21 protein-coding genes are annotated in these 26,708 nt (G+C 48.3%); 18 read left to right on the top strand and 3 right to left on the bottom strand.

Annotated elements, in window-relative coordinates; genetic code table 11:
* The first annotated feature begins 38 nt into the window (after positions 1-38).
* From dacB to QGP82_RS34880, 5 genes are all read left to right on the top strand, one after another.
* Entirely contained in the window at positions 39-1,436 is a 1,398-nt protein-coding gene (gene dacB, locus QGP82_RS34900; RefSeq protein ID WP_499062357.1) for a D-alanyl-D-alanine carboxypeptidase/D-alanyl-D-alanine endopeptidase, read from the top strand.
* 202 nt (positions 1,437-1,638) lie between these two features.
* Positions 1,639-4,872 (top strand): glycoside hydrolase family 15 protein, encoded by a 3,234-nt coding sequence (locus tag QGP82_RS34895; protein WP_163664239.1) that lies wholly within the window; start codon positions 1,639-1,641, stop codon positions 4,870-4,872.
* A 123-nt stretch (positions 4,873-4,995) separates the two neighbouring features.
* Positions 4,996-6,486, top strand: a complete 1,491-nt coding sequence (gene gatB, locus QGP82_RS34890) for an Asp-tRNA(Asn)/Glu-tRNA(Gln) amidotransferase subunit GatB (RefSeq protein WP_163664237.1) — start codon at positions 4,996-4,998, stop codon at positions 6,484-6,486.
* A 640-nt stretch (positions 6,487-7,126) separates the two neighbouring features.
* Positions 7,127-7,468 (top strand): hypothetical protein, encoded by a 342-nt coding sequence (locus QGP82_RS34885; RefSeq protein ID WP_163659702.1) that lies wholly within the window; start codon positions 7,127-7,129, stop codon positions 7,466-7,468.
* A 319-nt stretch (positions 7,469-7,787) separates the two neighbouring features.
* Positions 7,788-7,994: a hypothetical protein gene (locus QGP82_RS34880; protein ID WP_163659700.1), complete on the top strand. Its 207-nt coding sequence runs from the start codon at positions 7,788-7,790 to the stop codon at positions 7,992-7,994.
* On the opposite strand, the gene QGP82_RS34875 is transcribed toward QGP82_RS34880, so the two are convergent.
* The 3 genes from QGP82_RS34875 to QGP82_RS34865 all read right to left on the bottom strand — a co-directional run bounded on the left by QGP82_RS34875 (position 7,952) and on the right by QGP82_RS34865 (position 10,884).
* Positions 7,952-8,542, bottom strand: coding sequence for a response regulator (locus tag QGP82_RS34875; protein WP_499062356.1), 591 nt, complete (start codon positions 8,540-8,542; stop codon positions 7,952-7,954). The genes QGP82_RS34880 and QGP82_RS34875 overlap by 43 nt on opposite strands.
* A 293-nt stretch (positions 8,543-8,835) precedes the next feature.
* Entirely contained in the window at positions 8,836-10,020 is a 1,185-nt protein-coding gene (locus QGP82_RS34870; RefSeq protein ID WP_499062355.1) for an LL-diaminopimelate aminotransferase, read from the bottom strand.
* 87 nt (positions 10,021-10,107) lie between these two features.
* On the bottom strand, positions 10,108-10,884 hold the full coding sequence (locus tag QGP82_RS34865) for a PspA/IM30 family protein (RefSeq protein ID WP_499062354.1): 777 nt from the start codon (positions 10,882-10,884) through the stop codon (positions 10,108-10,110).
* 504 nt (positions 10,885-11,388) lie between these two features.
* Between QGP82_RS34865 and QGP82_RS34860 the strand changes: the two genes are divergently transcribed.
* From QGP82_RS34860 to QGP82_RS34800, 13 genes are all read left to right on the top strand, one after another.
* Positions 11,389-13,695: a WD40/YVTN/BNR-like repeat-containing protein gene (locus tag QGP82_RS34860; protein WP_499062353.1), complete on the top strand. Its 2,307-nt coding sequence runs from the start codon at positions 11,389-11,391 to the stop codon at positions 13,693-13,695.
* Positions 13,696-13,737: 42 nt separating this feature from the next.
* Positions 13,738-14,361, top strand: a complete 624-nt coding sequence (locus QGP82_RS34855) for a DJ-1/PfpI family protein (RefSeq protein ID WP_163695907.1) — start codon at positions 13,738-13,740, stop codon at positions 14,359-14,361.
* Positions 14,362-14,482: 121 nt separating this feature from the next.
* Positions 14,483-14,650, top strand: a complete 168-nt coding sequence (locus QGP82_RS34850; RefSeq protein WP_163659691.1) for a PCP reductase family protein — start codon at positions 14,483-14,485, stop codon at positions 14,648-14,650.
* Between the two features lie 66 nt (positions 14,651-14,716).
* Positions 14,717-14,920: a hypothetical protein gene (locus tag QGP82_RS34845; protein ID WP_163659689.1), complete on the top strand. Its 204-nt coding sequence runs from the start codon at positions 14,717-14,719 to the stop codon at positions 14,918-14,920.
* 537 nt (positions 14,921-15,457) lie between these two features.
* Complete coding sequence (locus QGP82_RS34840; protein WP_499062351.1) at positions 15,458-15,811, top strand: YlcI/YnfO family protein; 354 nt, start codon at positions 15,458-15,460, stop codon at positions 15,809-15,811.
* Between the two features lie 1,212 nt (positions 15,812-17,023).
* Positions 17,024-18,961: a phage tail sheath C-terminal domain-containing protein gene (locus QGP82_RS34835; RefSeq protein ID WP_499062350.1), complete on the top strand. Its 1,938-nt coding sequence runs from the start codon at positions 17,024-17,026 to the stop codon at positions 18,959-18,961.
* Positions 18,962-18,976: 15 nt separating this feature from the next.
* The gene (locus QGP82_RS34830; protein ID WP_499062349.1) at positions 18,977-19,498 is read left to right on the top strand and encodes a phage tail protein; all 522 of its coding nucleotides are present in this window, start codon (positions 18,977-18,979) and stop codon (positions 19,496-19,498) included.
* A gap of 7 nt (positions 19,499-19,505) precedes the next feature.
* Positions 19,506-20,240, top strand: a complete 735-nt coding sequence (locus tag QGP82_RS34825; RefSeq protein ID WP_499062348.1) for a T4 family baseplate hub assembly chaperone — start codon at positions 19,506-19,508, stop codon at positions 20,238-20,240.
* A complete protein-coding gene (locus tag QGP82_RS34820; protein ID WP_499062347.1) occupies positions 20,237-21,088 on the top strand; it encodes a hypothetical protein in 852 nt (283 codons plus the stop codon). Before QGP82_RS34825 ends, QGP82_RS34820 begins: the two co-directional genes overlap by 4 nt.
* 3 nt (positions 21,089-21,091) lie before the next feature.
* Positions 21,092-22,324, top strand: coding sequence for a Pvc16 family protein (locus tag QGP82_RS34815; protein WP_499062346.1), 1,233 nt, complete (start codon positions 21,092-21,094; stop codon positions 22,322-22,324).
* On the top strand, positions 22,321-24,321 hold the full coding sequence (locus tag QGP82_RS34810) for an ATP-binding protein (RefSeq protein ID WP_499062344.1): 2,001 nt from the start codon (positions 22,321-22,323) through the stop codon (positions 24,319-24,321). Before QGP82_RS34815 ends, QGP82_RS34810 begins: the two co-directional genes overlap by 4 nt.
* Complete coding sequence (locus tag QGP82_RS34805) at positions 24,318-24,710, top strand: hypothetical protein (RefSeq protein ID WP_163695922.1); 393 nt, start codon at positions 24,318-24,320, stop codon at positions 24,708-24,710. The genes QGP82_RS34810 and QGP82_RS34805 overlap by 4 nt, the downstream gene beginning before the upstream one ends.
* Positions 24,703-26,631 carry an eCIS core domain-containing protein gene (locus QGP82_RS34800; protein WP_499062343.1) on the top strand — a complete coding sequence of 643 codons (1,929 nt, stop codon included), beginning with the start codon at positions 24,703-24,705 and terminating at the stop codon, positions 26,629-26,631. Before QGP82_RS34805 ends, QGP82_RS34800 begins: the two co-directional genes overlap by 8 nt.
* The last annotated feature ends 77 nt before the right edge of the window (positions 26,632-26,708 follow it).

Below are 26,708 nucleotides of genomic sequence, written 5' to 3'. Positions count from 1 at the left end.
CCATTGCTGATTCAGATTATAGAAGATCGGTTTATTCCATGAAGCATGTCAAACCTTGGGTCACCCTGATCACTGCCCTCGCTGTTCTGTTTCCCAGCACCTCAGCCAGCGCCTACTGTCGTGCTGACCTCACCCGAGAAATTGACACCATCGCAGCCCAGCCTCTACTCAAAAAAGCTCGCCTCGGTGTGCTGATTGAAACCCAGTCCGGTCAGGTCATTTACAGTCGCGATGCCGATCGCTACTTCGTGCCCGCCTCTAACGTTAAATTACTCACAACAGCAGCGGCCCTATTTAGTCTGGGGCCTAACTTCACCATTCGTACCTCAATCTATGGTGAGTCTCAGACAAATAGCCTGCAAGTGGTGGGCCGAGGCGACCCCACATTTAGCGACGAGCAACTCAACAACCTGGCCAGCCAGCTCAAAACCCAGGGCGTTAGCAATATCAGTAATCTCCTTGGCAATGACACCTATTTTGCTGGACCCACTGTTAATCCCAACTGGGAATGGGAAGACGTCCAGGCCGGTTATGGAGCCCCTGCCAATAGCTTAATTATTAATGCCAATGAGCTGGGCCTCACCCTTTACCCTCAGGCGGTCGGCCAACCTCTACGGGTGGAATGGGACGACCCTGCCCTACAGCGCCAATGGCAGATTGACAACTTTTCCCGCTCCGTTGCCGCTGGCCAACCAGAATATATCGACATTGGTCGTGACCTGAGCCGCCCCATTTTGCGAGTTTACGGTCAGCTTATTTCCGGAGCCGCCCCCGACACCGCGTCAGTTGCCGTCCCCAATCCTGCCGATTATTTCATTAACCGCTTTCGCCAAAGCCTCAACCTTCAGGGCATTACTGTTAACCAAAGCAGACTCACAACCTCAGCCCCCAATGGCCCAGAGCTAGCCGCCGTGACCTCACCGCCCCTCGCTCAATGGATCGTGCGCACCAACCGCAACAGTAAGAATATCTATGCCGAGGCCATGCTGAAATCCCTAGGAGCCAAAAGTGATGAAGATGCCACTGCCGCCGGCATTATGGCCGTAGAAACCATTTTGCAACGGGCCGGTGTCAACCCAGAACTCTATGAAATTGTCGATGGCTCTGGTCTATCGCGCCATAACCTGGCCACCCCCCAAGCCTTTGTCGACACCCTCCAGGCCATGGCCCAATCCCCCCATGCCACTATCTATCGCAACTCCCTAGCTGTAGCGGGCAGCAGTGGCACCCTCCGCAATCGTCTAGGTGGCATTCGCTTTACCGGTAAGACAGGGGCTGTCAGTCACAACGCATCCCTGTCTGGTTACCTAGAACCCGCCAACTATGCCCCCTTAGTGCTCAGTATCATCATCAATAACTTGGATCAGCGTGGCAGCGTGCTGCGGCGACATATCGACGACATCGTCAAAGTTGCTGCCCAATTGAATGACTGCTAATCTGGCTAGCCAAAATGTGGAAAATACTGACCCCGTCCAGGCAAATTAGACGAGAGTCATCAGCCACCTGGGAATATTGCAGGGGGGTAAGTTAATATATAACCTTACTTAATACTTTTTTTAGGTTCCTATCTCTACAAATATTCCTTAACGTTCCCTGCTGATTCGTAGGCAAGGAATTACTGATATTCCCTAGCATCGCATGTCTCGCTTTTCCTCTCGCCAAGAACATCTCGATTATTACTACCAGCAGATTCAAACGGTTATTTTGTCGCGTCAAAATCCAGTGACAGGTCTGCTGCCTGCGAGTACCGCTGTTAATACCCACGGCGACTACACGGATGCCTGGGTTCGAGACAATGTCTACAGCATCATGGCGGTGTGGGGACTGGCCCTAGCCTATCGCAAAATTGATGAAAACCTGGGGCGTACCTACGAGCTAGAGCAAAGCGTTACTAAACTTATGCGCGGTTTGCTGTTTGCCATGATGCAACAAACGGCCAAAGTGGAAACGTTTAAACGCACACAAGATCCATTGGATTCACTCCATGCCAAGTACGATACACCCACCGGTAGCACCGTGGTTGGCGATGATGAATGGGGCCACCTACAGTTGGATGCCACCTCGGTTTATCTGTTGATGCTGGCGCAGATGACCAGTTCGGGACTACAGATTATCTACACCCGTGACGAGGTCGACTTTGTTCAAAATTTGGTTTACTACATCGGTCGTGCCTATCGCACAGCTGATTATGGTATTTGGGAACGGGGCAATAAACTCAACCACGGTAAGCCTGAGTTGAACGGTAGTTCAGTCGGTATGGCTAAAGCAGCCCTGGAAGCCATGAATGGCCTGAACCTGTTTGGTGTGCGTGGCGGCCACGGCTCAGTTGTCCATGTTCTACCTGACGAAATTGCCCGTACTCGCATTACTTTAGAATCTTTGCTGCCTAGGGAATCGGGTTCTAAAGAAATCGATGCCGCCCTCCTCAGTGTGATTGGCTTTCCTGCCTTTGCCGTTGATAACCCTGAGCTATTGCAAGCGACCCACGATGCCATTGTGGAGAAGCTACAGGGACAATATGGCTGTAAGCGTTTTCTGCGAGATGGGCACCAATCTGTTGTTGAAGATGCTGAGCGCTTACATTATGAGCCGGGTGAACTCAAGGCCTTTGAGCATATTGAATGTGAGTGGCCCTTATTTTTCTGCTACCTGCTGCTCAATAGTCTCTTCCGTAATCAGGGTGCTCAGGCGGCTTTCTATCGAGAGCGGCTGGAGGCTTTGGCGCTCAATAAAGATGGCTTAGAACTGTTACCTGAGCTTTATTATGTGCCCATGGCAGTGATTGAAGCGGAGCGCGAAAATCCCCACAGCCAAATTCGTGAGCCCAATGACAATGTGCCCCTGGTCTGGGCCCAAAGTCTTTATTACATGGGGCAAATGCTCCAGGACGGGCTGATTACCTTGGGTGATATTGATCCGTTGGCCCGGCATCTAAAGGTGGGGCAAAATCGTCAGCCCATTGTGCAGGTTTCGCTGCTATCAGAAGACAGTGACCTACAGCGAGAGTTAGCCAACTATGGCATTGAGACTCAGGTGTTAGAACAAATCGATCCGGTTCAGGTGCGAACATCGACCGATTTAGCCGACCTCTATGCCCAAATTGGCTGTAATGAGAAATTAGCAACAACGGGGCGTCCTGATCGTCGTCTGCGCAGTTTGACCACGTCACGCATCTTTCGCATTCAGCGCGAGACGGTTGTCTTTGTGCCAGCTTTTTTAGATCCCAGTCAGTTCTATATCACCCTCGACTATCAGTTTTTGGTGGCCCAGATTCGGAGCGAACTGGCCTACATTCATGAACATTGGAACGAGCCAGGCCGCCCGACGGTTACCTTGCTATTGACCCATCGCATGTTTGAGTTGGGGCATAAAGCCATCAATGATTCCCCGCTGCTACAGTTGATTTTTGAGTTAAAAGATGGTGAGTGTAATGGCGTCCCCATTAAGGTAGGCTCTCTGTTTCAGCTGATGCTAACGGCGGCCACTGAGCGCATAGAAGATGTGCCTTTGCCGAATTCAGGTGAGACGCTGTCGTCTTACACCATGCCGATTTCAGCCTATCTGCCCCTGTCCGATAGCAATACGAAGCCCCTCAGTCAGATTCAGGAGCTAGATCTGGAACGAGAAACGGATGGTTGGCGGCTACTGCAATCTCTTAAAGCGTCTGACAACCTGTATGAGCAAATTGAACTCCTCAGTAATTTGTGTCGCTTAGAAAATCTGGCCTTTGATACTGGCTGGGGGGCAGAAACGGGTGAAACAGTAACCCTGGCCAATTTATTGAATGAGATTTATATCAAAGCCGGGCGTTTAGAGCTGTGGGGCATTGTGCGCAGGGCAGCGGGTTTGCTCAATAAGATGGCCATTGGTCTAGCGGATGCGGCCACTGAACTGTTGGTGCGTCAGAAACAGATTGCGGTGGGTAAGGCCTACAGTGAGGCCTCCCTCATTACTGATCCGCTATCGCCGAAGGAATTACTGACCAAGATCAATGAGTTTTGTGGTGAGGATATTCGCGATCGCACCCTCACCCAAGAAATCCTGATTTACCTCAGCGTTCTCATCACCTCAGAACCCGAACTGTTCGAAGGCCTACTCACCCTACGCATCAGCTATGTAATCTTGTTGATTAACAGTGAGATTTGCCGTGAGCAACACTGCACCCAGGATGAAGCCTACGAAACCCTCATGGCCATGAGTCCTTTCGAAATCAAGATGCGTCTGCGGCAGGTCTTGGCAGGTTACGAAGGATTAGATAACAATCTGTTTCGCCAGGAATCTATTCAGTCCCGTAAACCCCAATCCGTCAACTGGGTGGTCCTCCCTCTGGCTGAAGAAACTGACCTCTCCGAAGAAGAAGACTGGTTGCACAAACGTCAGCGAGAAGGTGGACTACATCGCGTACCCGAAGACTTTTATCCACGGGTATGGCGACTGCTGAAACACTGTAAAGGCATCGTCATCGGCGACAAACTAGAGCGGCGTAATCGACTCGTCAGCGAGCTTGTTTTGTCCGATACGACCCCTGAAGAAAAAGACTTTGCCCTCCGCATCGAGCACCTGTTCAATAAAATTCAGGCCCCCGAATACCGTCAAGTCAATGTTGAAGCCCTGATGGAACTTTCAGAACTCTTTGACCTCAACCCTGACTGGCAGGTAGACGACTATATCGTGCTCGATGTCCTCGTCGGTCACGCTGTCCGTCTCGCCTGGATCGATGGCGGCGACCATCGCGCCCATCGTTATCTTCAAGATAAAGCCAAAGCCTGGCGCTCGTTTTACCAAGATTCTCCCCACTGTTGCGCCAAATACATTGCTCGATCAATGCAGTTCTTGATTGAGCTAAACGAGGGAGAGGTATTGCCAACGTAGTATTTTGCAAAATTGTTTTTGGCAATGGTGTAGGGGCGTTCCGTGGAATGCCCCTACACCATTGCCCCCAATCTCCCGCCAGCCGCTACAATAGGACACGTTCTATTTCACCCACTGTCCACTATGACCGCTGCGGCACCTGCAAAGACCGAGTACGAAGCCGTCATTGGCTTAGAGATCCACTGCCAACTCAGCACCAATACGAAAATTTTCACCCCCAGCTCAGCGGAGTTTGGGGCAGATCCCAACACCCACATTGACCCCATCACCGTGGGCATGCCTGGGGTATTACCGGTGCTCAATGAAAAGGTTTTGGAATATGCGGTCAAAACAGGCCTGGCTTTGAATTGCCAGATTGCACCCTATAGCAAGTTCGACCGTAAGCAATACTTCTATCCTGACTTGCCGAAGAACTACCAAATTTCCCAGTACGACCTGCCCATTGCTGAGCATGGTTGGATTGAGATAGAACTGGTGGATAAAAAAAGCGGCAATGTAGAACGCAAGAAAATCGGCATTACCCGTCTACACATGGAAGAAGACGCCGGTAAGTTGGTCCATGCCGGTAGCGATCGCCTTGCAGGTTCCACATATTCATTGGTGGACTACAACCGAGCAGGCGTTCCCCTCGTCGAAATCGTCTCTGAACCTGATTTGCGCACGGGCAAAGAAGCCGCTGAGTATGCCCAGGAAGTCCGCCGCATTGTTCGCTACCTGGGCGTTGGCGACGGCAACATGCAGGAAGGCTCGCTCCGTTGCGATGTCAATATTTCCATCCGCCCCAAAGGTCAAGAAGCCTTTGGGACCAAGGTGGAAATCAAAAACATGAACTCCTTCAGCGCCATTCAAAAGGCGATTGATTACGAAATTGAGCGTCAGACAGAAGCAGTTGAAAGTGGCGACGAAGAGATTGTTCAAGAAACCCGTCTGTGGGATGAAAGCACCCAGGTTACTAAGAGCATGCGCTCTAAGGAAGGTTCTAGCGACTACCGCTATTTCCCAGAGCCTGACTTGCCTCCCATTGAGGTGTCAAAAAAGCAGCTCGAAACTTGGAAAGCTGCGCTACCTGAGCTGCCCGCCGATAAACGTCATCGCTATGAAACTGATCTAGGCCTGTCTGCATATGACACCCGTGTGTTGACAGATGATAGTTCTATTGCCAACTACTTTGAGCGCACCATTGCCACTGGTGCTGATGCAAAAGTATCTGCCAACTGGGTCATGGGCGATATCGCTGGTTACCTCAATGCTGAGAAGCTATCCATTGGCGATATTGGGTTAACCCCTGAAGGGCTGGGTGAAATGGTAACTCTGATTAGCTCTGGCACCATTAGCAATAAAATCGGTAAAGATCTTCTGCCCACCTTACTCAAGGAAGGTGGTTCACCTAAGGCCATCGTCGAAGAAAAAGGCCTCGTCCAGATTTCTGACCCTGCTGCCATTGAAGCCATCATCGATGAAGTCATGGCAGATAACCCAGATGAATTAGCCAAGTATCGTGCTGGCAAGAAGAAGCTGCAAGGTTTCTTTGTGGGTCAGGTCATGAAGCGCTCCGGTGGAAGAGCAGATCCTAAATTGACCAATCAGTTACTCGGCAAAAAGCTAAATGGGTAGACTGGACGTGTTGTTGATGGGCGGTTATCCTGTTTCAGGACATTGAAAAGCGCCTATCGTAGGCTCTAGGCTCGCATTTAGGGTTTTAAGGATGGTCAAAAACGTCCACATGATGGTTTGAGCCACTGACTTTACACTGACTTCATACTTGTAAAGTTCTAGCAAGATTCGCAAAAAAACTGAATAGGGGGTTACACCCCACATCCCATCCGTGGCATACTATGTTAAGTAGATGCACCCTGATGGTTGGAGAGCTTGTAGCTCTCCTTTTTTTTGAGTATTTTTTGGCGGCAAAAGTTTTTTTAGATATAGGATTTTTGTCGCAGCGGCAGCCCCCTGCTGTACTCAAACCTCTCACCCTAAAGAATAGGTTCTCGATCGCTACAGAGGTTAACAGAGAACTCTTTTAGGGTTATTCCTCGGGTAGAATTTAACTAATCCTTAAGGTTTCATTGTGTGAAGACTTCAGTTATGGGGTGCTCAACAATGACACCTATGTGTGAAATCTATCTATAACGAGCACGTTATGCTGCATTTTTCTAGCCCCAAAGGTATGCATTAGGCACGGGAATTTTCCTGTGCCTTTTTAGTATCTACGGCTAGGGCAGCTTTAAGCCTTTTGATATCTCTCAGAATCACCATGACTTATAACTTTGACATCGTCGGAGTCTCTCCAGTTTGGAATTTCTTTAAACATCAGCAGTATGTAGAGCAGTCGCCTAATCGCAGCTGTGCTTATTTGGGTAGCTACGAGTGCACCCTGGATGGCTTTATTGAGGCGACATCGCTGATCTATAAAAAGCCGGATTGGGATTGGGATAAGGTTGTCAGTGAAATGGTAACCTTTTGGTTAAATGCTGGGGATCATGTGAGCCAGTGGAAGAAAGAGTTGGCCCAGGCCGAAGAGACCAGTTTGCTTGTGGGTCGAATAGCGAATTTTCAGAGTTTACGTACCGAATTTGAAGGATTAATCGAAAATTGAACGCATCCCTCCGTAGGAGGAGGCTTGTCCCCCCTACGGAGGGATCAAACGCATGTATGTCAAGAGATGCATCGCCTTCAAAAGATCAAAGCTTACCCTAAATGTTTTACTTGCTTCGTTTCTCTTACAGCCCATAGAATTCAACAACGTGTGCAAATTGTCTTAACAATCTGAGATATTTGGCTTACGTTATATGTCCGTATAAAGCCACGACTTCACGTATCAAACATTACGTAAAAATTCAGGGTATTTTCGCAGTTTTTATCCAACTCAGCTCAGAATTAGCGGAGACTAGAGTCATGTCAACGAATTAAATGCCATGTCTCTAGATGAATTTGAGCAGTATTATCGCGAAATGATGGGCAATGCCCTTAATCAGCTTCAGCGAGTAACACTGCTTTCATCAAACCTGCAAGGAACCGTAGAAGAGATTAGTGTCTCTTTGCAACAACTCAGCCGCACAACAGAAGAATTTATTAGCGATCAGCGCCAAAAACCTGATGATGAGCCAGGTTCTGAGTCTTGACCCTTCCTCTCGTGCCTCCCCCGCTCTTGGGAGGCTCTCTCCTCAGGGGCTCTCTCCTGAGAGACATTCTCCTGGGAGGCATTCTCCTGGGAGGCATTCTCCTGGGAGGCATTCTCCTGGGAGGCATTCTCCTGGGAGAGCCTCTCGTAAGAAATAGGTTTGGGTGGCAGCTTTAACAAAGAGAGAATTTTGCTGTTGAGGGTGACTGGCAAAATAGGTTTAACCATATAGTCGGTTGCTCCAGCTGCTAATGCCCTGCGACGATCAGCTTGAAACGCATAGCCACTGACAACCAAAATAGGGATGGCGTGAAATTGGGCATGGTTTCGAATTGCCTGGATCAGCGTGACTCCATCTATGTGAGGTAGCTTGATATCTAGCAATACCAAATGGGGTAAAAACTCCTGCATAATCTCAATACAGTTGTTGCCATCAGCCAGTGGCAATACCCGGTAGCCGCATTGCTCTAAAAAGTCTGCAAACAACACACGGTTACCATAATCATCTTCGATCAGTAATATACGGCGTTGCTCTTCTGGAAAATTCATAAGCAGTTGCAGCGCACTTGCAGGCTAATCAACATTGATTGGCAGATGTAACATTTACAAGACCCGGTTGAAACAAATCTCTTAATGGTTGAACTAGGACCTCATTTGACAGGACACAGTAATGATTTGCTGTGTTGCTATATACGTACGAATACTGGGCTCCATTTTTTCGTCGTATAAATCATACCCATACGTGTCATAAAAATACTTGGTACACCTAAGGATAATCACCTGTAATATCTGGGGTGTTTGAAGTGTATACGTTTAGGCTTGTTTCTTCATCAGTAAAGTTTCTATACACTGAATTTATTTTTTCTATTCATAAACTCAACGATGTGCTGAGCAGCCTGTTCTAAAATCTCAGGGGATTGCACGAGAGCAAAACGAACGTAGCCTTCGCCAGATTTTCCGAACCCTCTACCCGGGGCTAGTGCTACACCAGTGGCCTCTACCAGACGCACACAAAAGTCAATGGAATCGTTAAATTCTTCAGGGAGCCTGGCCCAAAGGTACATAGTGGCGTCAGGGCTAGGCACTGCCCAACCGTAGTGATTGAGGGCGTTAACCATGGCATCACGCCGGTTTTTGAATGTATTAACGGTGGCACGCACACAGTCCTGTGGGCCGTTTAGGGCTGCGATCGCACCCCGCAAAATTCCTTGATACTGATTAAAATCCACCGTTGCTTTGACCTGACGCAGTGCCAAAATCAGCTCTGGGTTACCAATGGCATAGGCAATGCGAAACCCCCCCATGTTGTAAGCCTTGGAAAAGCTAAAAAACTCAATGGAGCAGGTCTTGTCTCGATCCGCTTGCAACACCGACGGCGCAGGTTTTCCATTGAAGCAATGGTCGGCGTAGGGAAAGTCATGGACCAGCACCAGGTCGTGTTTCTGGCAAAAGGCTACGGCCTCTGCAAAAAAATCAGGTGTTGCCGTAGCTGTCGTGGGATTGTGGGGATAGCTCAGCACCATTAGCCGTGCCTGGGCGATTACTGCTGCTGGGATGTCGCTGAACACGGGCAAAAAGTCTTTTTCTGCCAGTAACGGCATGGAATAAATTTGCCCGTTGGCCAGGTGAATACCCCCTGCATGGGAGGGATAGCAAGGGTCTGTCAGTAAGGCAAAATCCCCTGGATTCAAAATTGCCAAGGGTAAATGGGCCGTGCCTTCCTGGGAGCCAATGAGCGGTAGGACCTCTGTCTCTGGATCCACTGCAATACCAAACTTCTGGGTGTACCAGCGAGCGGCTGCCTGGCGAAAGGCTCGGGTACTTTCAAATAGGTTGTAACCATGGGTGATCGGGTCATGGACAGCTGTTGCGATCGCATCCAAGACATGGACTGGCGTCGGTAAATCCGAAGACCCCAGTGATAAATCTACGATTGTCTTACCTGCCGCCCGCGCCCTGCCCTTAGCTCGATCCATATCGGCAAAGACGTTGGTTTGAAGAGGGGCGAGGCGATTGGCAAATTGCATGGGAAAAGGGAGTGGGCAATAGTTTTATCTTAAACCCATTGCCTAATGGCTTGAGGGTGGGCAATGCCCACCCTACAGATGGTCCAATTATAAATTGTCCAATTCTTGCTTCAATGCCTCTAACTCGGCATCAACAGCTTTATTAACCGGAGCATCTACTGGCTGCTGGACGTCAGCGGGGGGCAGAGCTTCCTGATTAACGGAACCACCCGACAGCTGGGCTTTCATGGCCGCCAGTTCTGAATCGACATCGCTGCCTGCTTCTAAGCTCGCAAACTGACCTTCGAGGTCGGCACCGGCTAGCTCGGCAGCGGCCTGGCCACGGGCTTCCATCTCAAGGATTTTTTCTTCCATGCGCTCAAAGGCACCGACGGAGCTGTTGGTGCTGAGATTGCCCACGGTTTGCTGTAGCTTTTCGTTGGCCTTAGCCGCACTGGCACGGGCCTTGAGCATGTTTTTCTTGGTCTTATACTCAGAAATTTTGCTTTCTAGACCAATCAGATTACGCTTCAGGGTATCCACTGAAGCCGTCTGCTGGTCGAGCTGGGTCTTTAGGGCTGCCGCTGTCTCGGCATGGCTCTTTTTACGGACGAGGGCTTCACGGGCCAGGTTTTCATCACCCTTTTGCAAGGCTAGCTGGGCGCGCTGAGTCCAAACGTTAGCTTCTGACTGAGCTTTTTCCTGCTGCTGCTCCACCCGCTTTTTGCTTGCGATCGCACCTGCCACAGCCTGGCGCATTTGTACCAGATCCTCCTGCATATCCATGATGCTTTGCTCAAGAATCTTTTCAGGATCTTCGGCCTTACTTACGGCATCGTTGACATTTGCGCGGATAAGTCGGCTAACGCGATCAAATAACCCCATTGGTCTTCCTTGTCCTTGATAAGTTTGTGTTTGGGTTTGAGTGCATAGGGCGTTGATCAGACGGACCATATTACAGCACCTAATGGCACCTAGCGCTTTAGTTTTAGCACACGTTGCCGCACCACAGAGGTGTGGATAAGCGCCTATGCATATCTTCTAGGATCTCTAAAGAAATGATATTTTCATCAGATTTATTAAAAAATTTTAGACCTGACGGGTGTGGGCTATAGGATGCCTTAGTTTTTGGGTATTAATGTAACTAAGTACATATGAAATATTCTTGATGAATGCCCCCATATATTGGGCCTGCATCTTTAATAGGTACTTATAAGCGCTTAATCGCAAAGCAATTAAGCGTATTGGAATCAGGTAAACCCAGCTTTAGCAGCGCTTGGCAACGGGTCTTGTAGCATCCACTACCTGAAGAAATTTAGCTAGTAACATTTGTCTTTTAAGATGCATTTCCTTAAACGCCACCTTCCGGTTGGTTTATCAGACATAAGGATGGCTATAGCTAACCTATTCAGGCCGTGGCTAAGCTTGGTGATTCTGAGTCTTTTGCTAACCATTATTGGATCTTTTCAACCGGTCCAGGCCCATCGGCCCCATGATGTGGTCACCCAAGTCAAGCTTTCGCCCAGTTATAGCACCGATCAGACGGTCTACACAGTAGTGCGGGGCAATTTACTAAAGTCCGTTGATAAAGGCGAACACTGGCGACGGATTGTCCAGGGACTAGATACCCTCACGCCGCTTTCAACACTGACCATTGATCAAGTTGAGGGCAAAATGTTGGCCCTCGGTACCCATGGTGATGGCATTTTCATCTCCAATGACGAAGGTGAAAGTTGGCGTCGTTCTAGCGATGGCTTAGGGGCCCAGGACATTGGCTTGGTGCATAGCCTATCTAGCCAACCTCAGGTGATGATGGCTGCTGGGACAGAAGGGGGACTATTTCGAAGTGTAGACAGTGGTCAAAGCTGGTCCTCGGTTGTGGATGCCAACCAGCTATTTCGAGCGCTGACTGATGCAGATGGCGTTCTATGGGCTGGGGATGAGACGGGGCAACTGTTCCGTTCAGATGATACTGGTCAAAGTTGGCAATCATTGCTCACGGTGGCAGACGACTCGATTACAACCCTTGCGTCTAATGGCACGGTTGTGTACGTGGGAACTGCTTCTAAAGGGGTGTTTCGACTAAATCCTGGGACCTTAGAAATCCTTGAGGTCAATAAGGGGTTAGAGGATTTACGGATTCAGGATGTGAAAACCCTGCCGGGTAATTCTAGGGGAGTCATGATTTCTAGTTGGGATCAGGGCATCTCTATCTCTTTGGATAGTGGTGAGACCTGGACTGATTATCCCCATGGTCTAAAGAAAGATCGGCAAGCTGATGAGTTTGAGACCCATCACTTTAGTGAGATTGCTATATCGGACAATTTTGTTGACGACAAAACCGTATTTTTAGGTGGCTTTAACGGTCTCTATCGTTCTTTTCAAAGCGGTCAACGGTGGCGAGAGATCAACACATTAGATCCGGGTGTGGTGGTCGCGATGGATATATCACCGAACTATGGTGAAGATGGTACCCTGGCCTTGACCACCTATGTGGGCAAAATCATGACCAGTAATGACCAGGGTAAAACCTGGCAGCTGACCATGAATGGGGCTGAAGTGCCTCGGTTAAACCGTAGTTTTAAGGAGACTTATCAGGATCCACGACGGTTTTTTGATATCGCCTTTTCTCCTGATTATGCCACTGATAAAACAGTATTTACGGCAGGTCTATGGACAAAGTTTTTACGCTCAACCAATGGAGCGAAATCCTGGTCTATCCACGCCCTAGGTAAAGAAGCTCGCGGACTAACATTGCTTTTGTCCCCTGAGTTTGGCTCTGATAAAACCATGTATGTTGGCAACCAGGCGGGACTCCTCTTTCGTTCTACCAACGGGGGTAAAACGCTCAAAGAAGTTGCAAAACTGCCTTGGAAACGAGGAAATGATAGTCCTTCCATGGTGATTTCCTCTGGGTTTGCCGAAGATCGCACCTTGTATGTGGTTGCAGAGACCGGTGTTTACAAATCCACAGACGCTGGTGAAACCTGGCAGTCTACTACGGAAGCTAGCCCCATCGCCACAGCTGGCAATTTACACATTGAGATTTCGCCTGATTATCCCCAGGACCAAACCCTATTTGTCAGTAGCTACGATGGATTGTTTAGAACTACAGATGCAGGCGATAGCTGGCAGTCAGTTGAGATCGCAGATATTGCCCCCGACCGAGCCTTTTTAGAAGGCGTGGCGATCTCACCTAACTATGCCGCAGATGGCACCGTTATGGTGAGTTTACGCGGCAAAGGACTGTACAAAAGTGTGGATAAAGGAGAGTCCTTTGCCCCCATTGGCGATGCCAGCCTGGCATTTTCTCGGATGTACAATGTGCCCTGTGCTGGACGTCCCATCGAGTTTTCGCCTAACTATGCCCAAGACAACACCATCTTTGGCTTTGGGACAGCGAATACTGACATTTATCGCTCCATCGATGGGGGTAGCACCTGGGAGATTTTAGCAACCCCCGATGTGGAGGCCCCCACTGAGATTAGCACCCTTAAGACGGTCGCGATCGCAATAGAACTCTATCGAGGTAGAATCCTTAAGGTCTTGCTAGCCGTGATTGTAGCGATTGTGGCCTATTTTGCCGTCCGACTGTTGCGCATCAACAAAATAATTAAGCTGAATCGACGGTTACTACAATTGGGTACAGCGATGGTGAGCTTTGTAGTCGCTCTAGTCGTGTTACTAAAAATTTAGCCATCACCATGGTGCCAACGACGACGATAAATAGGAGAATCAGTGAAACAGCGTAATGTGGCAATTCTCGTTTTTGACGATGTAGAAGTTCTGGATTTCTGTGGTCCCTTTGAAGTCTTTTCGGTGACTGGCAAGCGAGATGGCTCGGACCCGTTTAACGTCTACACCGTGGCGGAGCATACGCCTATTGCCGCTAGAAATTCTCTCAGTGTTAATCCCACCTATACCCTCGATACATGTCCTCAACCAGATATTTTGGTTGTACCCGGTGGAGGGGGGAGACATGTTGATGGCACCCCCTTTGGCACTCGTAAGGAGATGCATAATGAGACGCTTTTGGCCTGGATAAATCAGTGTTATCCTCAATCTGAGCATATATTGTCAGTATGCACAGGGGCACTTGTTCTAGCTAAAGCAAGTTTAGTGGAGAATATGGCTGCGACGACTCACCATGGAGCCTTAGACGAACTGCAGCAGATTGCGCCGACTGCGGAGGTAAAGGCAAATGCCCGAGTGGTGGATAGTGGCAAGCTCATCTTTTCCGGTGGTATCTCAGCAGGAATTGATGCGGCCTTTTATCTAGTAGCCAAGCTTCTAGGTAAGGATGTTGCCTTAGAAACGGCCACCTACATGGAGTACGACTGGTCAGGAGAATCCTATGGCTAAGCTATCATCCCAGGTCATGACCTAGTTTATGAAAATTCTGATTCTTTCCTATTCAATGCTTTTCCGATGCAAAAGCTGAATTTATAGCTGTAAAGTAAAAAAGCACTGTATGCGATCGCCCATGAGTAACTCCATTGAATGGACCCCAGAAGCTAAAGCACGTTTGAAAGAAATTCCCTTTTTCGTGCGCCCTGCTGCCCGCAAAAAGATTGAGAAGCTAGCTCAGGAGTCAGGCGCTACCCAAATTACCATTGAAGTCTACGAGCAAGCCAAAAAGAAGTTCGGGTAATGCGATATTCAGAAATCTATATACGTTCCCTGGCCAATGTTGTTCTAAGCAATCTTAAAATTAAATATGCCTACCGTTGGAATTATTGGTGGAATTGCCCCTGCCTCGACAATTGAGTACTACCAATTCATTGTTTCTGGCTATCTTAAGCGAGAAAAGAGTGGCAACTATCCTCAAATTATGATCAAAGGAACAATCAAAGCTCTTCGAGTCACACTGGTCAAACCAGTAGCTTACCTCAGATATTCAGTTACAGCTGTGAGTGCCTGAATAGCCCTTGAAACGGACGCTTAGGTTAAGGCATAGCAAACTTTTCGGGATAGTTAGTCTCACGCCACTGAAGATGGGCGTTAGGCCTCTTCCCTCATCAAATATTTGAAAATTGCAGAGGTATTTTTTGATGTACTCCGAACAAAATCTCACAGCTTCATATTACTCGAATACTCAAGTGCTTAATAGCGTTCGGCTTAATCCAGGAAGCTCAAGCATTTTATGAATGCCTACAGAAAATTTATCAAGAAGACAGCGACCAGATTGGTGGTGAGACATTTCAATACTGGACAGGTGCGGTTAACTCTGCATAATGTGCTGGGCTGTATTGATTGTTGGATCGCTACATCGTTCCCTTTAAAAACATTAGCCATCTTAGCCTGCCCATTAAGAGCAACCTTAGGAATTATTTTCATGACTGCATAAATGCCATGACACTAAATACGGTGCTACAGTAGTGTCATAGCTACTGATTCATCTTTGCGAAATGACTCCAGTTGAATTGGTCGTCAAATTAGCAGGAAATGGAGGTGAAGCATGAGTAGATTAACCCTTCGATTACCAGAAACACTACACCAGCAACTGGCTAATTTGGCAGAAGGTGAAGGTGTTTCCTTAAATCAATATATTGTCTATGCTCTGACGCGACAGGTAACACTTGCCTATTCTGTTAGCTCAGTTCCTGAAGAAGAAATCCAGCAACAGAAGCTATCATTCAATTCTTTGTTGCAAGAACTAGGAAAAGCTTCTTCAGCTGAGATCACAACGGCACTGACTGAACGAGAAACGGTCTCGCCAGAGAAGGAACTGGACTCTGACACGGTTGATCTTCTTAAGCAAAGGATACAAGACGCTGCCAAAGCACCATCAAAAATAGACAGCGATGCCTAAAACTGCGTTGGTGCGGCAGAGCAAAGGCTATCAACTACAATCAAAGTGCTGACCGCCGCCCAATTCCACGTTATCAGCCTAAACATGAGCAAATTATTAAGTCTCGTAATCGTAACAGTATTTCTCGGTTGCCTTGGCTGTAGTCCTCATCAAGCGACAATATCTGATATCGCTGATCTACAGAGTCCATCCACGAATAAAGAAAGATCACTCTCTCTATTTTCAATCAACTCGTCTGATGGGACCATACTCATCACGACAAACAACATCGCATCATACGACTGGGAATCCCACACAATCACGTTGAAGCCAGGTGTGAAGGAACGGCTTTTAACAAGGCTAACCCCAGATCTTGTCGGTGGACATCCATTCCAACTTACAGCCAAAGGTCAGCCCATTTACCGCGGCAACTTCATAACATCCTTATCCTCAATTACTTTAAGCACCCCAGTCATTGATCTCCAACCGTTCGATAGAATCCCCCTTCGCGAAGATCAAATTCGAATAGATCTTGGATATCCAACAGAAGATTTTTTTCAAGGTCATGACCCACGAAATACGGATGCCATTTACGAATCGCTAAAAGAAGCAAACATACTCAAGGACTAAGCTGCGGCTGATAATAAGGCGAATGAACCGGACTGCATGACGTCCTCGTTACCGCCCGTGCGGCATACAGAAACGTCATCAAACTTGACTGGGCCACACAGAAACACAAGGCAGCCCAGAACCACAGAAAACAATCGCCCAAACTTATCAAACCCTTGGCATTGAAGAGATTTTAGTCCACACAGGGGCAAAAGAGGCAATTTTCGTTTCTTTTATGAAAATTTCCCTTCAAGCTGGAGATCACATCTTCATTAATGGAAGAATCATTAGTTAAACAAAAAATATTACGAGTCATTTAAAACTGATGCGATAAATTGCAAGTTCCTACAATTCAGTAGAGATGTGTGTCGCTATTTCTTAATGAGAGGTACTTCTTAAGATTAAAAGGTACATCAGCTTTTGAATGGGTTAACTATGGGGATTTTTGTCAGCTAAATTTATTAACTAGAGTAAATATCCCATAGAGTCACCTTCGTTACGCATAAAAGAAAACTACTGTAAGGTATCTTGTCGTAGATTTTTAATATTAGAGAGGGGTGCAATTGATACCTTTACCACGGTCACCACAATAATGCTGTAATTGAAATTCAAGGATTCCTTCCCATGCCAATTACGCCAACCTATCCAGGTGTCTATGTTGAGGAGCTTCCCAGTGGCATTCGCACAATTACAGGTGTCGCCACATCTATTCTGGCCGTTGTCGGCTACTTCACCAGGGGCCCTGTTGATAGCCCGGTTCAACTCTTTAATATAGGAGATTTTAATCGAGCGTTTGGCGGCTTAAACTCTAATAGCGAAGCCAGTTACGCTATTCAGCAATTTTTTCTGAATGGTGGGACAGAAGCATGGACTGTGCGGGTGACAACGGATGCAGCCAGTGCTTCAACGGCAGTAATTAATGCTCTCACTGTTGAAGCCATTAGCCACGGCACATGGGGAGATAATGTCCGGTTTCGAGTTGAACCAGTTGGTACGGTAGCCGATGAGTTTAACCTGATCGTTTCGGAATATCCAGCTGATGGGGGTCTGGTTCCCCTACGGCAAGAGATTTTCCAAAATCTTTCAATGACTGTAGATCAGAACAATTTTGTAGATGCCGTAGTCAATGATCCCAATACGGGCTCACAGCTGATACAGGTAACCGCATCCGGGGCATCGTTGCCTGAGACCAATGGCACCCTTTCTGCTGCCCATGGGGATGATGATCCGACCATTCCAGCATCACCAGCGGTCACGGTCACCATTACACGCCCCGACGGAAATGGCGGCACCATAACCTTGCCAGCTACTCCGGCAGCAGTTTCTCTTAATCTTGAAGTCGGTAGTCGCTCACTGTTAGAAGTTGCCCCTGCCTTAGAAGCTGCGATTCGGGCTACCGACCCGACTGAGCCAGCCTTTGCTGGCGCAACTGTAACAGTGGTAGGGGATCGCTTATTGATCCTAGCCGGACCAGGTAACCCCCGTGATGTAATCGGTTTCACGGCTGGTGCCACGTCAGATGCTCTGCTGTTGACAAGTGCGCCCACTGCCAGCGCCAATATCCAGGAATATGTTCTGGGTGGGGGTGCCATTGCTGGCAGTGGTCAGACTGCTGGGGCTGCTGGCGATAATGGAGCCTTACCCAGTAGCACCGAGTTGATTGGTGATCCGACGGCAAAAACAGGGATTCATGCCCTGGAAGATGTGGATCTGTTTAACTTGCTTTGTATCCCACGCAGTGCCATCGTTGACGGTACTGGCTCATTAACAGCAGAGCAGGCCGGGGCGGTGATGACGATGGCCGAAAGCTATTGTCGGAGACGGCGAGCCCTATTTCTGATGGATACGCCCAACAACCTGAGTACTCCCCAGGCAATTAAAGCCTGGCTAGGGGCCAACAACAACCTGAGGTCTGATCATGTTGCTCTCTATTTCCCTCAGGTCAAAATGCCTGATCCATTGAATAATTTTAAGCTGCGCACAGTGGGTGCCAGCGGTACAATTGCTGGGCTTTATGCCCGTACTGACAGTGAGCGTGGGGTGTGGAAAGCCCCCGCAGGAACTGATGCCACCCTCAGCAATGTGTTTGGGTTGGATGCCTCGCTGACGGATGCGGAAAATGGCACCCTGAATCCCCTAGCAATTAATTGTCTACGCACATTTCCGATCTATGGAACAATCTGCTGGGGAGCACGCACTTTAGATGGGGCCGATGCCATTGGTTCAGAGTATAAGTATGTGCCAGTGCGACGGCTAGCGTTGTTTATTGAAGAAACCCTCTTTAGAAGTCTCAAGTGGGTTGTTTTTGAACCCAATGATGAGCCGCTATGGGCACAAATTCGCCTCAATGTTGGCGCATTTATGAATAATTTATTCCGTCAAGGGGCCTTCCAGGGGCAAACGCCACGCCAGGCCTATCTGGTGAAATGTGACAAAGAAACAACAACTCAAAACGACATTAATCAAGGTATTGTCAATATTTTAGTGGGCTTTGCACCGCTCAAGCCTGCTGAATTTGTCTTTATTAAACTGCAACAGCTGGCTGGTCAAATTCAAACTTAATAGGAGGAGTTCACAATGGCACAGTTTAGTGTCAATGCTCAACGCTTTGACCCCTATAAAAATTTTAAGTTTCGCGTCAAATGGGATGGGCGATATGTAGCAGGTGTGAGTAAGGTGGGTGCCCTGAAACGCACCACCGAAGTGGTGGAACATCGTGAGGGAGGCGACCCGAGCACCGTGCGTAAGTCTCCTGGCCAGAGCAAGTTTGAGGCGATTACGCTAGAGCGTGGCGTGACCCACGATCTGGAATTTGAGCGGTGGTGTAATAAGGTGTGGAACTATGGTTCTGGCCTGGGGGCAGAGGTATCGCTGGCGGATTTTCGCAAGGATATCATTATCGAACTTATGAACGAGGCAGGACAGGTTGCGATCTCATACAAAGTCTACCGCTGTTGGCCCTCAGAATGTCAAGCATTGCCAGAGTTGGATGCCAGCGCAAATGCCATTGCCTTTGAAATGGTGACCTTACAAAATGAGGGATTTGAGCGTGACCTTGATGTGGTCGAACCATCTGAGCCTAGTTTTGTTGAACCATAGGTGACCCATGAAAGGGCTGACAGCGGCTAATTTGCTTACGGTATGGGAACAAGGAATCTCCCAAAGTACAGCTCAGCGTGGGTTGCTGTTGTTGATAGCAGCCTGCCCAGGGCAATCCCCTGAACAACTAGTTCAGTTAAGTATTGGTCAACGGGATAGTCATTTACTCACCTTGAGAGAACAAATTCTGGGGTCAAATCTGGTTAGCGTTGTAAATTGCCCTAGTTGCAATAATGCGTTAGAGCTTAACTTTGCCGTATCTGATATTCGGCAACCGTCGGTGTTAGAGTCAACATCAGGTCTACTGCTAACAACAGAAGACTATGAGATCAAGTTTAGGCTCCCCAACAGCCTGGATCTATGTGCAGTTGAACAGATGTCTAATGTTGCCCAGGCGGCACAGCAAATTTTAGAACGCTGTATTCTCTCTGTGCACTACCAGGGTCAGCCGGTTTTACCTAACCACATTCCACCTTCTGTCAATCAAGCCCTGCTTGAGAAAATGGAACAGGCGGATCAGCAAGCCGATATACAGCTTGCAGTCAGTTGTCCTGACTGTGGGCACCAATGGCAGGCCCCATTCGATATTTTGAGTTTTTTCTGGCAGGAGCTGACGGCCTGGGCACAGCGAATTTTACAAGATGTGCATCAGTTAGCATCTGCCTACGGTTGGCGAGAAGCTGACATTTTAGCCATGAGTCCTCAGCGTCGACAGTTTTATTTGGAGATAATCCATCAATGAGTCACTACCTCCAAACCATAGTCGCCAAAAATATGGGTCATCTATCCATGGTGCGTCCTCGTTTAGCGTCGAGGTTTGAGCCACCGGCGGACACTGTGTCGCTTCAGCCTCAGTTCCCCATGGAGGCTGAAGCTGAGACGTCTGAGAGTGGGCCAACCACAGCCAGCGAGCCTAATGTGCAGCCGCCTCAACCACATATGGTTACCTCTGCAGAGCAAGTTCCTTCCACGCTACTGCCTCAGCCATCTCAACCGCCTCAGTCATCGGTTGCTCCCTCTATACCTCCATCAATATCTGATGATTTATCAGTATCTTTGGTAAGACCTAGGCCTCTGCTAGCCCCCTTACAACCATCTGCACCCGCTCCAAAATTATCTGAAACAGATGTTCCTGTTTCAGGATCTGTTGTTGAGCCCGCAACCGAAACAAGTCTTCCTCGGCCCATAGCTGCAAGCATACCGATAACTCAACAGTCCCCACCATCGTTAGCCTCTTCTCAAGTGTTAGCTTCTCCTCAGGGCTCAACACCAACCAGGCAACAGTCTGCTGTTGAGCCTATTCAACCCTTGTTAGTTGGCCTTAGTCAGTCCCAAAACGTCGCTGATGACTCTTCTGCAAAATCGTTAGGTGCTCCTGAATTCTGTTCCTCACCTCGCTCTTTCTCTAGATCTTCTTCTCCTTTATCATCTGAGACCAGTGGTCCAACCATTCAGGTCACCATTGGGCGCATTGATGTGCGAGCTGTTATCCCAAAATCGGCTCCGCCTAAATCATCTAAGTCTCGCCCTGCGAAGCCGTCCCTACAGGATTATTTAAAGGCTCGAAATAGCTCGCGCCATGGAGTTTAAGCCATGAGTACTGCCCTTGCGATTGGTGCTGTTACAGCCGTTCTTAGAGGTGTATTAACCAATCGGCTGGCCAGTGTTTCGGGGAACTTGGGGGGAAGTACGCCAGATGTTTCTGTACTCCCACCTGACACTGTGCTGGCATCGAATGAAGTGAATGTGCCAGATACGCTGAATTTGTTTCTCTATCGGGTAATGCCCAATGTGGGCTGGCGAAATATTGGCTATCCAGCCAGGGATTCCCAGGGAGAACGGGTGAGTTGTCCACCGCTGGCTCTAGATTTACATTATTTGCTGAGTGCTTACAGTCAGGTGCCATTTCGCGCTGAGGTGATGCTGGGCTACGGCATGCAAGTGTTGCATGAAGCCAGTGTACTCCCCCGTGAGCTGATCAGTGCAAGGCTTTCGGACTTAGTTAATTTTCCTGAAAATATTCTGGCTGCATCTACCCTGGCAGAACAAATTGAAATGATAAAAATCACCCCTGAAGGGTTGAGTACAGAAGAGATTTCAAAACTGTGGTCAGCTTTTCAGACAAATTATCGGCCAACGGTGGCTTATCACGTCTCTGTAGTACTTATTGAAAGCGATCGCACTACTCGCTCAGCACTGCCTGTACGGGAAAGCCAGGTATTCGTTATGCCTTTGAAGCGCCCGGTAATCAATGCGGTACAACCTCAGTTGATTAATCCGAGTGGGACACTCACCATTCAAGGCTACAACTTGCAGGCAGATGAGCTCAGGGTACGAATTAATGGAGACACTCAGATAGCTCCAACAGCAGACAATATAAATGATACAGAGATTTCTGTTGAATTGCCCAATACGTTACAAACTGGCGTAAAAACCGTCCAGGTTGTTCACTACATTAATTACGAACCCAATGACGAAGATCCAGCAGACTTGCGAGAAGGCTTTGAGTCCAATACAGTTTCCTTTATTTTAAGGCCTGAGATTTTTAGCATTAATCCAGACCCAGTGGCACAAAATCAATCATTGACTCTAACCGTTGTTACCCCTGTCAGTGAGCGGCAACAGGTGCAGCTGCTTCTAGGCGATCAATCAATTTCTAATTTTCAGCTAGTGGGTGCTTTACCAACGACGACACTGACGTTTGATATTCCGGCTGATTTCACTCCAGGTGAATATTTGGTGCGGTTACGGATTGATGGTGCTGAAAGTGAATTACAACCAGAAACAGGTTCCTATTCTGCCCCAACCGTTACTGTAAGCCCATGATGCCAACTGACCAGGACTGGCAAACCACAAATCAACGCTTTCTAGCCACGGCGTTAGAGGATGTGTGTCAATGTTTGCGGACTTACATAAAACAGCGTCAGGGAGAATCGGTTAATCAGGAAACAGCGGCCCCTACAGAAATAGTGGAGAACTCTACAGCCAATCAGCCTGCATCTGCTCTGGATTATTTATGTGATGCCTTTGGGTTAACTCACTTTGAACGCCAGGTGTTGTTGCTCTGTGCTGGGGTAGAGCTGAGTGCGTCTTTGACCCAACTGTGTGGAGCGGCCCAGGGTGAACGATTTATGTACCCGACGTTTAGCTTGGCGTTGGCGGCCTTTCCAGAGGCTCGCTGGGACGCGCTGGCACCTGTGTCACCGTTGCGCCGTTGGCGGCTGATTGAGGTGGTTAACAGTGATAGTTTGACCCAGAGTCGCTTACGAATTGATGAACGGGTGCTGCATTATTTAACCGGAGTGCCCTACCTGGATAAGCGTTTAGATGGCCTGATCTATCGGTTGCAGGCTCCTGGTTATTTATTACCGTCTCAGCAACGGATCGCCCAAGAAATGGCTGATATTTGGTTGGAGAGTCAGCTATCGGTTCCGATCATTCAGCTATGGGGTGGACAGGATGTGGGTAGCGCGATCGCAACCACCGCCTGTCAAGCCTTAGGCACCGTCCTGTATCGTTTGCGGGCTATGGATATTCCGGGTGCGATCGCAGAGCGCGAAGCCCTGGCCAGACTGTGGGAACGCGAAGCCGTCCTCAGCCGGAGCATATTGCTTTTGGACTGTAGCCAGCTGCCCGCCACCACTTTAAAACAAACCGTTATTCCATTTGTAGAGAGTTTACAGACAGACCTGGTGATAGTCGGCACCGATCCAGTTGTCATCGGCGATCGGGCTATGATTCACCTGGAACTACCCAGGTCGAATTGGTCAGAGCAGCGACAGCTATGGCAGCAAGCCCTCAATACCCACGCCTTAGAGGTCAATGGCCACCTGGATAGTTTGGTCTCTCAGTTTCGGCTCAGTGCTGTGAATATCCAGTCTGTCTGTGCTGAAGTCAGTCGTTTACCTAAGCCTCATTTAACGAAGAATCTAGCTGAAAATCTCACCGAGAACCTAGCCGAAACCTTGAATGCAAGACTTTGGGAAACCTGTCGCCTACAGACCCGGCCCCAGTTAAATGATCTGGCCCAGCGGATTATCCCTAAAGCTACCTGGAACGAATTGGTACTGCCAGAGCGGGAACAACAAATGCTGCGAGAAATTGCCGCCCAGGTGAGGCAGCAGGCTAAGGTATACGACACCTGGGCCTTTACCACTCGGGGCTCCCATGGTCTGGGCATTACGGTTCTGTTTGCTGGCCCTAGCGGCACCGGTAAAACCCTGGCAGCTGAAGTGATTGCCCATGAGCTGCGGTTAGATTTATATCGCATCGATCTGAGCCAGGTGGTAAATAAATATATTGGTGAAACAGAGAAAAATCTGCGGCGGGTGTTTGATGGGGCCGAAGCGGGTGGCGCTATTTTGCTGTTTGATGAGGCCGACGCCCTGTTTGGTAAACGCAGTGATGTCAAAGATGCTCGCGATCGCTATGCCAATCTTGAGGTGAGTTATTTACTGCAGCGGATGGAAGCCTATCGAGGGCTAGCTATTTTGACAACAAATTTAAAGAAGGCCCTGGATACTGCATTTCTGCGCCGTCTGCGCTTTGTGGTGCAGTTTCCGTTTCCCAGTGTGGAACAGCGGCTGGAGATTTGGCGGCGAATTTTCCCGGAGCAGATGCCGACCCACGGGTTAGATTTTCATCAGCTGGCCCGCTTAAATATTACTGGGGGCAATATTCGTAACATTGCCTTGAATGCTTCATTTCTAGCGGCAGATGCTGATACACCAGTGACAATGCATCATTTATTGCGAGCAGCGAAAACTGAGTATTCTAAGCTTGAAAAGACACTGACAGATACGGAAGTGAAGGGATGGGTATGAGCGGAGACCACCAGGGGCAACAGCCGACCGTAGAGAATATGGGCAATATGGTTGACAGCTCCCATGGGTCTTCCTTTGAGTCGGTGCGGCAGCCAGTTGAATCACAGACGTTTAAGTCTCAATCCCTCCCTCCCTATTCTTTGAATCTGCATATTGATCGGCTCACGCTGCATGGATTTTCGGCTTTGGATCGCGATCGCATTGGGGCAGCGCTGCAAGCAGAATTGGCTCGGTTATTTGCTGAGCAAGGCATGCCGCGAGCGTTAGAGCAGGGAAGAAGCATGAATCAACTGAATGGGGGATCATTTGAAATGGCGACAGATATCCCTCCCCGAGTAATGGGGACTCGCATTGCGCAATCGATTTATCAGGGCTTGGGCCATGGGTAAGCAAGCACAAACACACATCAAGACAGAATTTCAGCCGTCCGTGACTTCAAAGTCATCGCATCTATTACAGCGCCAATGTGGGTGTGAAAGGTCTTCAGGGCTAGGGCATCGGGGTGGGTCTGGCGGTCAGTTACTGACACTGAAACAACAGGCAAGCGAGCGAACAGAAGCCAAAGAAGCACCACCAATTCTACATGAGCTATTAGGAACACCCATGCTAAAAATTCAGCCGAAGCTGAAGATTGGGGGACCGAATGATAAATATGAACAAGAAGCGGATCGCATTGCAGATCAAGTAATGCGGATGCCAGAACCTCAGATTCAACGCCAAGTTGACCTGGAGGAAGCTGATGAAGACATTGTTCAAGCCAAGCTCCGTTCTGCGCAAACGCCTCCTGCCATTCAGTGCAAATGTACTCAGTGTGAAGAGGAGGAAACGATTCAACCAAAAGCGACACCCTTAATGCAGAGGCAGGTCGAGTCTGAGGAGGAAGATGAAGAGACGCTTCAAACAAAAGAATTACCAGGCAGTACACCTGAAGTCACACCAAACACTCAGACTCAAATCAATACCCTGCGCAACCTTGGAAAACCTTTGCCAAAATCTTTACGGGCATTCTATGAGCCAAGATTCGGCATGGATTTTAGTGGCATACGAATTCATACCGAACCCTCTGTCAACAAAATTGCCAGTTCACTGAATGCGCGAGCATTCACACTTGGTCAGGATATTTTCTTCAGCCAACAAGAGTTTCAACCTGAGACAACTAGCGGGAAACAGTTATTAGCTCATGAATTGACCCACACAATACAGCAAGTTGGAGGACATTCTCGTCTGCGAGTGAGGCAATCTCGCGATGATGCCGCTTATGTGAATACCAATAACACTACGTCTGCAAACGATGAAGCCGCTTATGTGAATAACAATACCGCTACGCCTGCAAACAACACCACATTTCACCCACCATTATCTCATCATCCAACACTGTTGACAAAACCGATGATTATGCGGCTGTCACTAGAGCGCTTTAAGAAACGTCTTGATTATGCTGAGAAGAATGATGAGAATGAACTCGGCCAACAGAAACGTACAAAGCAAGAGCTTGTTATCAATGAGTTGTTTAACCATCCTACATTCCAAAATCTTTGGGACTGGTTAGGAAATTGTAAATGCCAAAGAGGAGATCACGGGCCAATCAAGCTGCGTATACGTCGTACATTCAGCGATAGTGCTCAGACGTTTGGTGGTTTCGATCAGAAACGTGGCATCCTGACGATTAATCCGAAGATACGGGCAGCCAGAGATAATCCTCTGGAACTGGTCGACACTATTGTGCATGAGGTAGTTCACGCTATATCTTGGGCCAGACGTAACCGGTTATGCCCTGGTCAGGCTCTACCGCTTCAAAAATTAGATATCATTAATCCACCGGGCGAGAAAACTCTACTAGAGAAGATTCAATCCCGTAGGGATCCCTGTAAAAGAAACCGATTTTCTACTGCTCAAGAACCTCCTAAAGAGCTTAATCTTGTGAATGTCAAAGGCAAAATAGCAGAATTAGATCAATTTGAGAGATCTGGACCGAGTGCAAGCGACCCATGTTATGGATTTCAAGACATTCGAGAAGAACCCCAAGTAAAAATTATTCAGATTATTGATGATATTCAGCAGCAGACCAATGTTGGAGAATCAACCAGAACAAAGGTCAATCAGATTCTTCGCGAAGATCTCCGGCAGGCAAGGCAAAAAGCTGATGCGTCTGCAGAATTTGCAAGTTTGACACAGAGAGGCGATCAGTTTTCCTGGATTCTTGAACGAGCACCAAAACTCCAAAAATTTATGCAATGTCGAGACAAAGAATGTAGTAAGCCGCGGCGCAAACGTGATACCGAACGCTGTTTTAACGAAGTGTCTGAATAAACAAAAGTGCCCTATTATTGTCTGTATAGACACTATCTGGCATTTTCAGGTGAATGCCAGATAGCATCCAATAAACT

The organism is Leptothoe sp. LEGE 181152, assembly GCF_032906605.1.
GTDB lineage: Bacteria > Cyanobacteriota > Cyanobacteriia > Phormidesmidales > Phormidesmidaceae > Leptothoe > Leptothoe turfae.
Note: the sequence above shows the minus strand (reverse complement) of the source record. Positions and strands in the feature narration are given on the sequence as shown.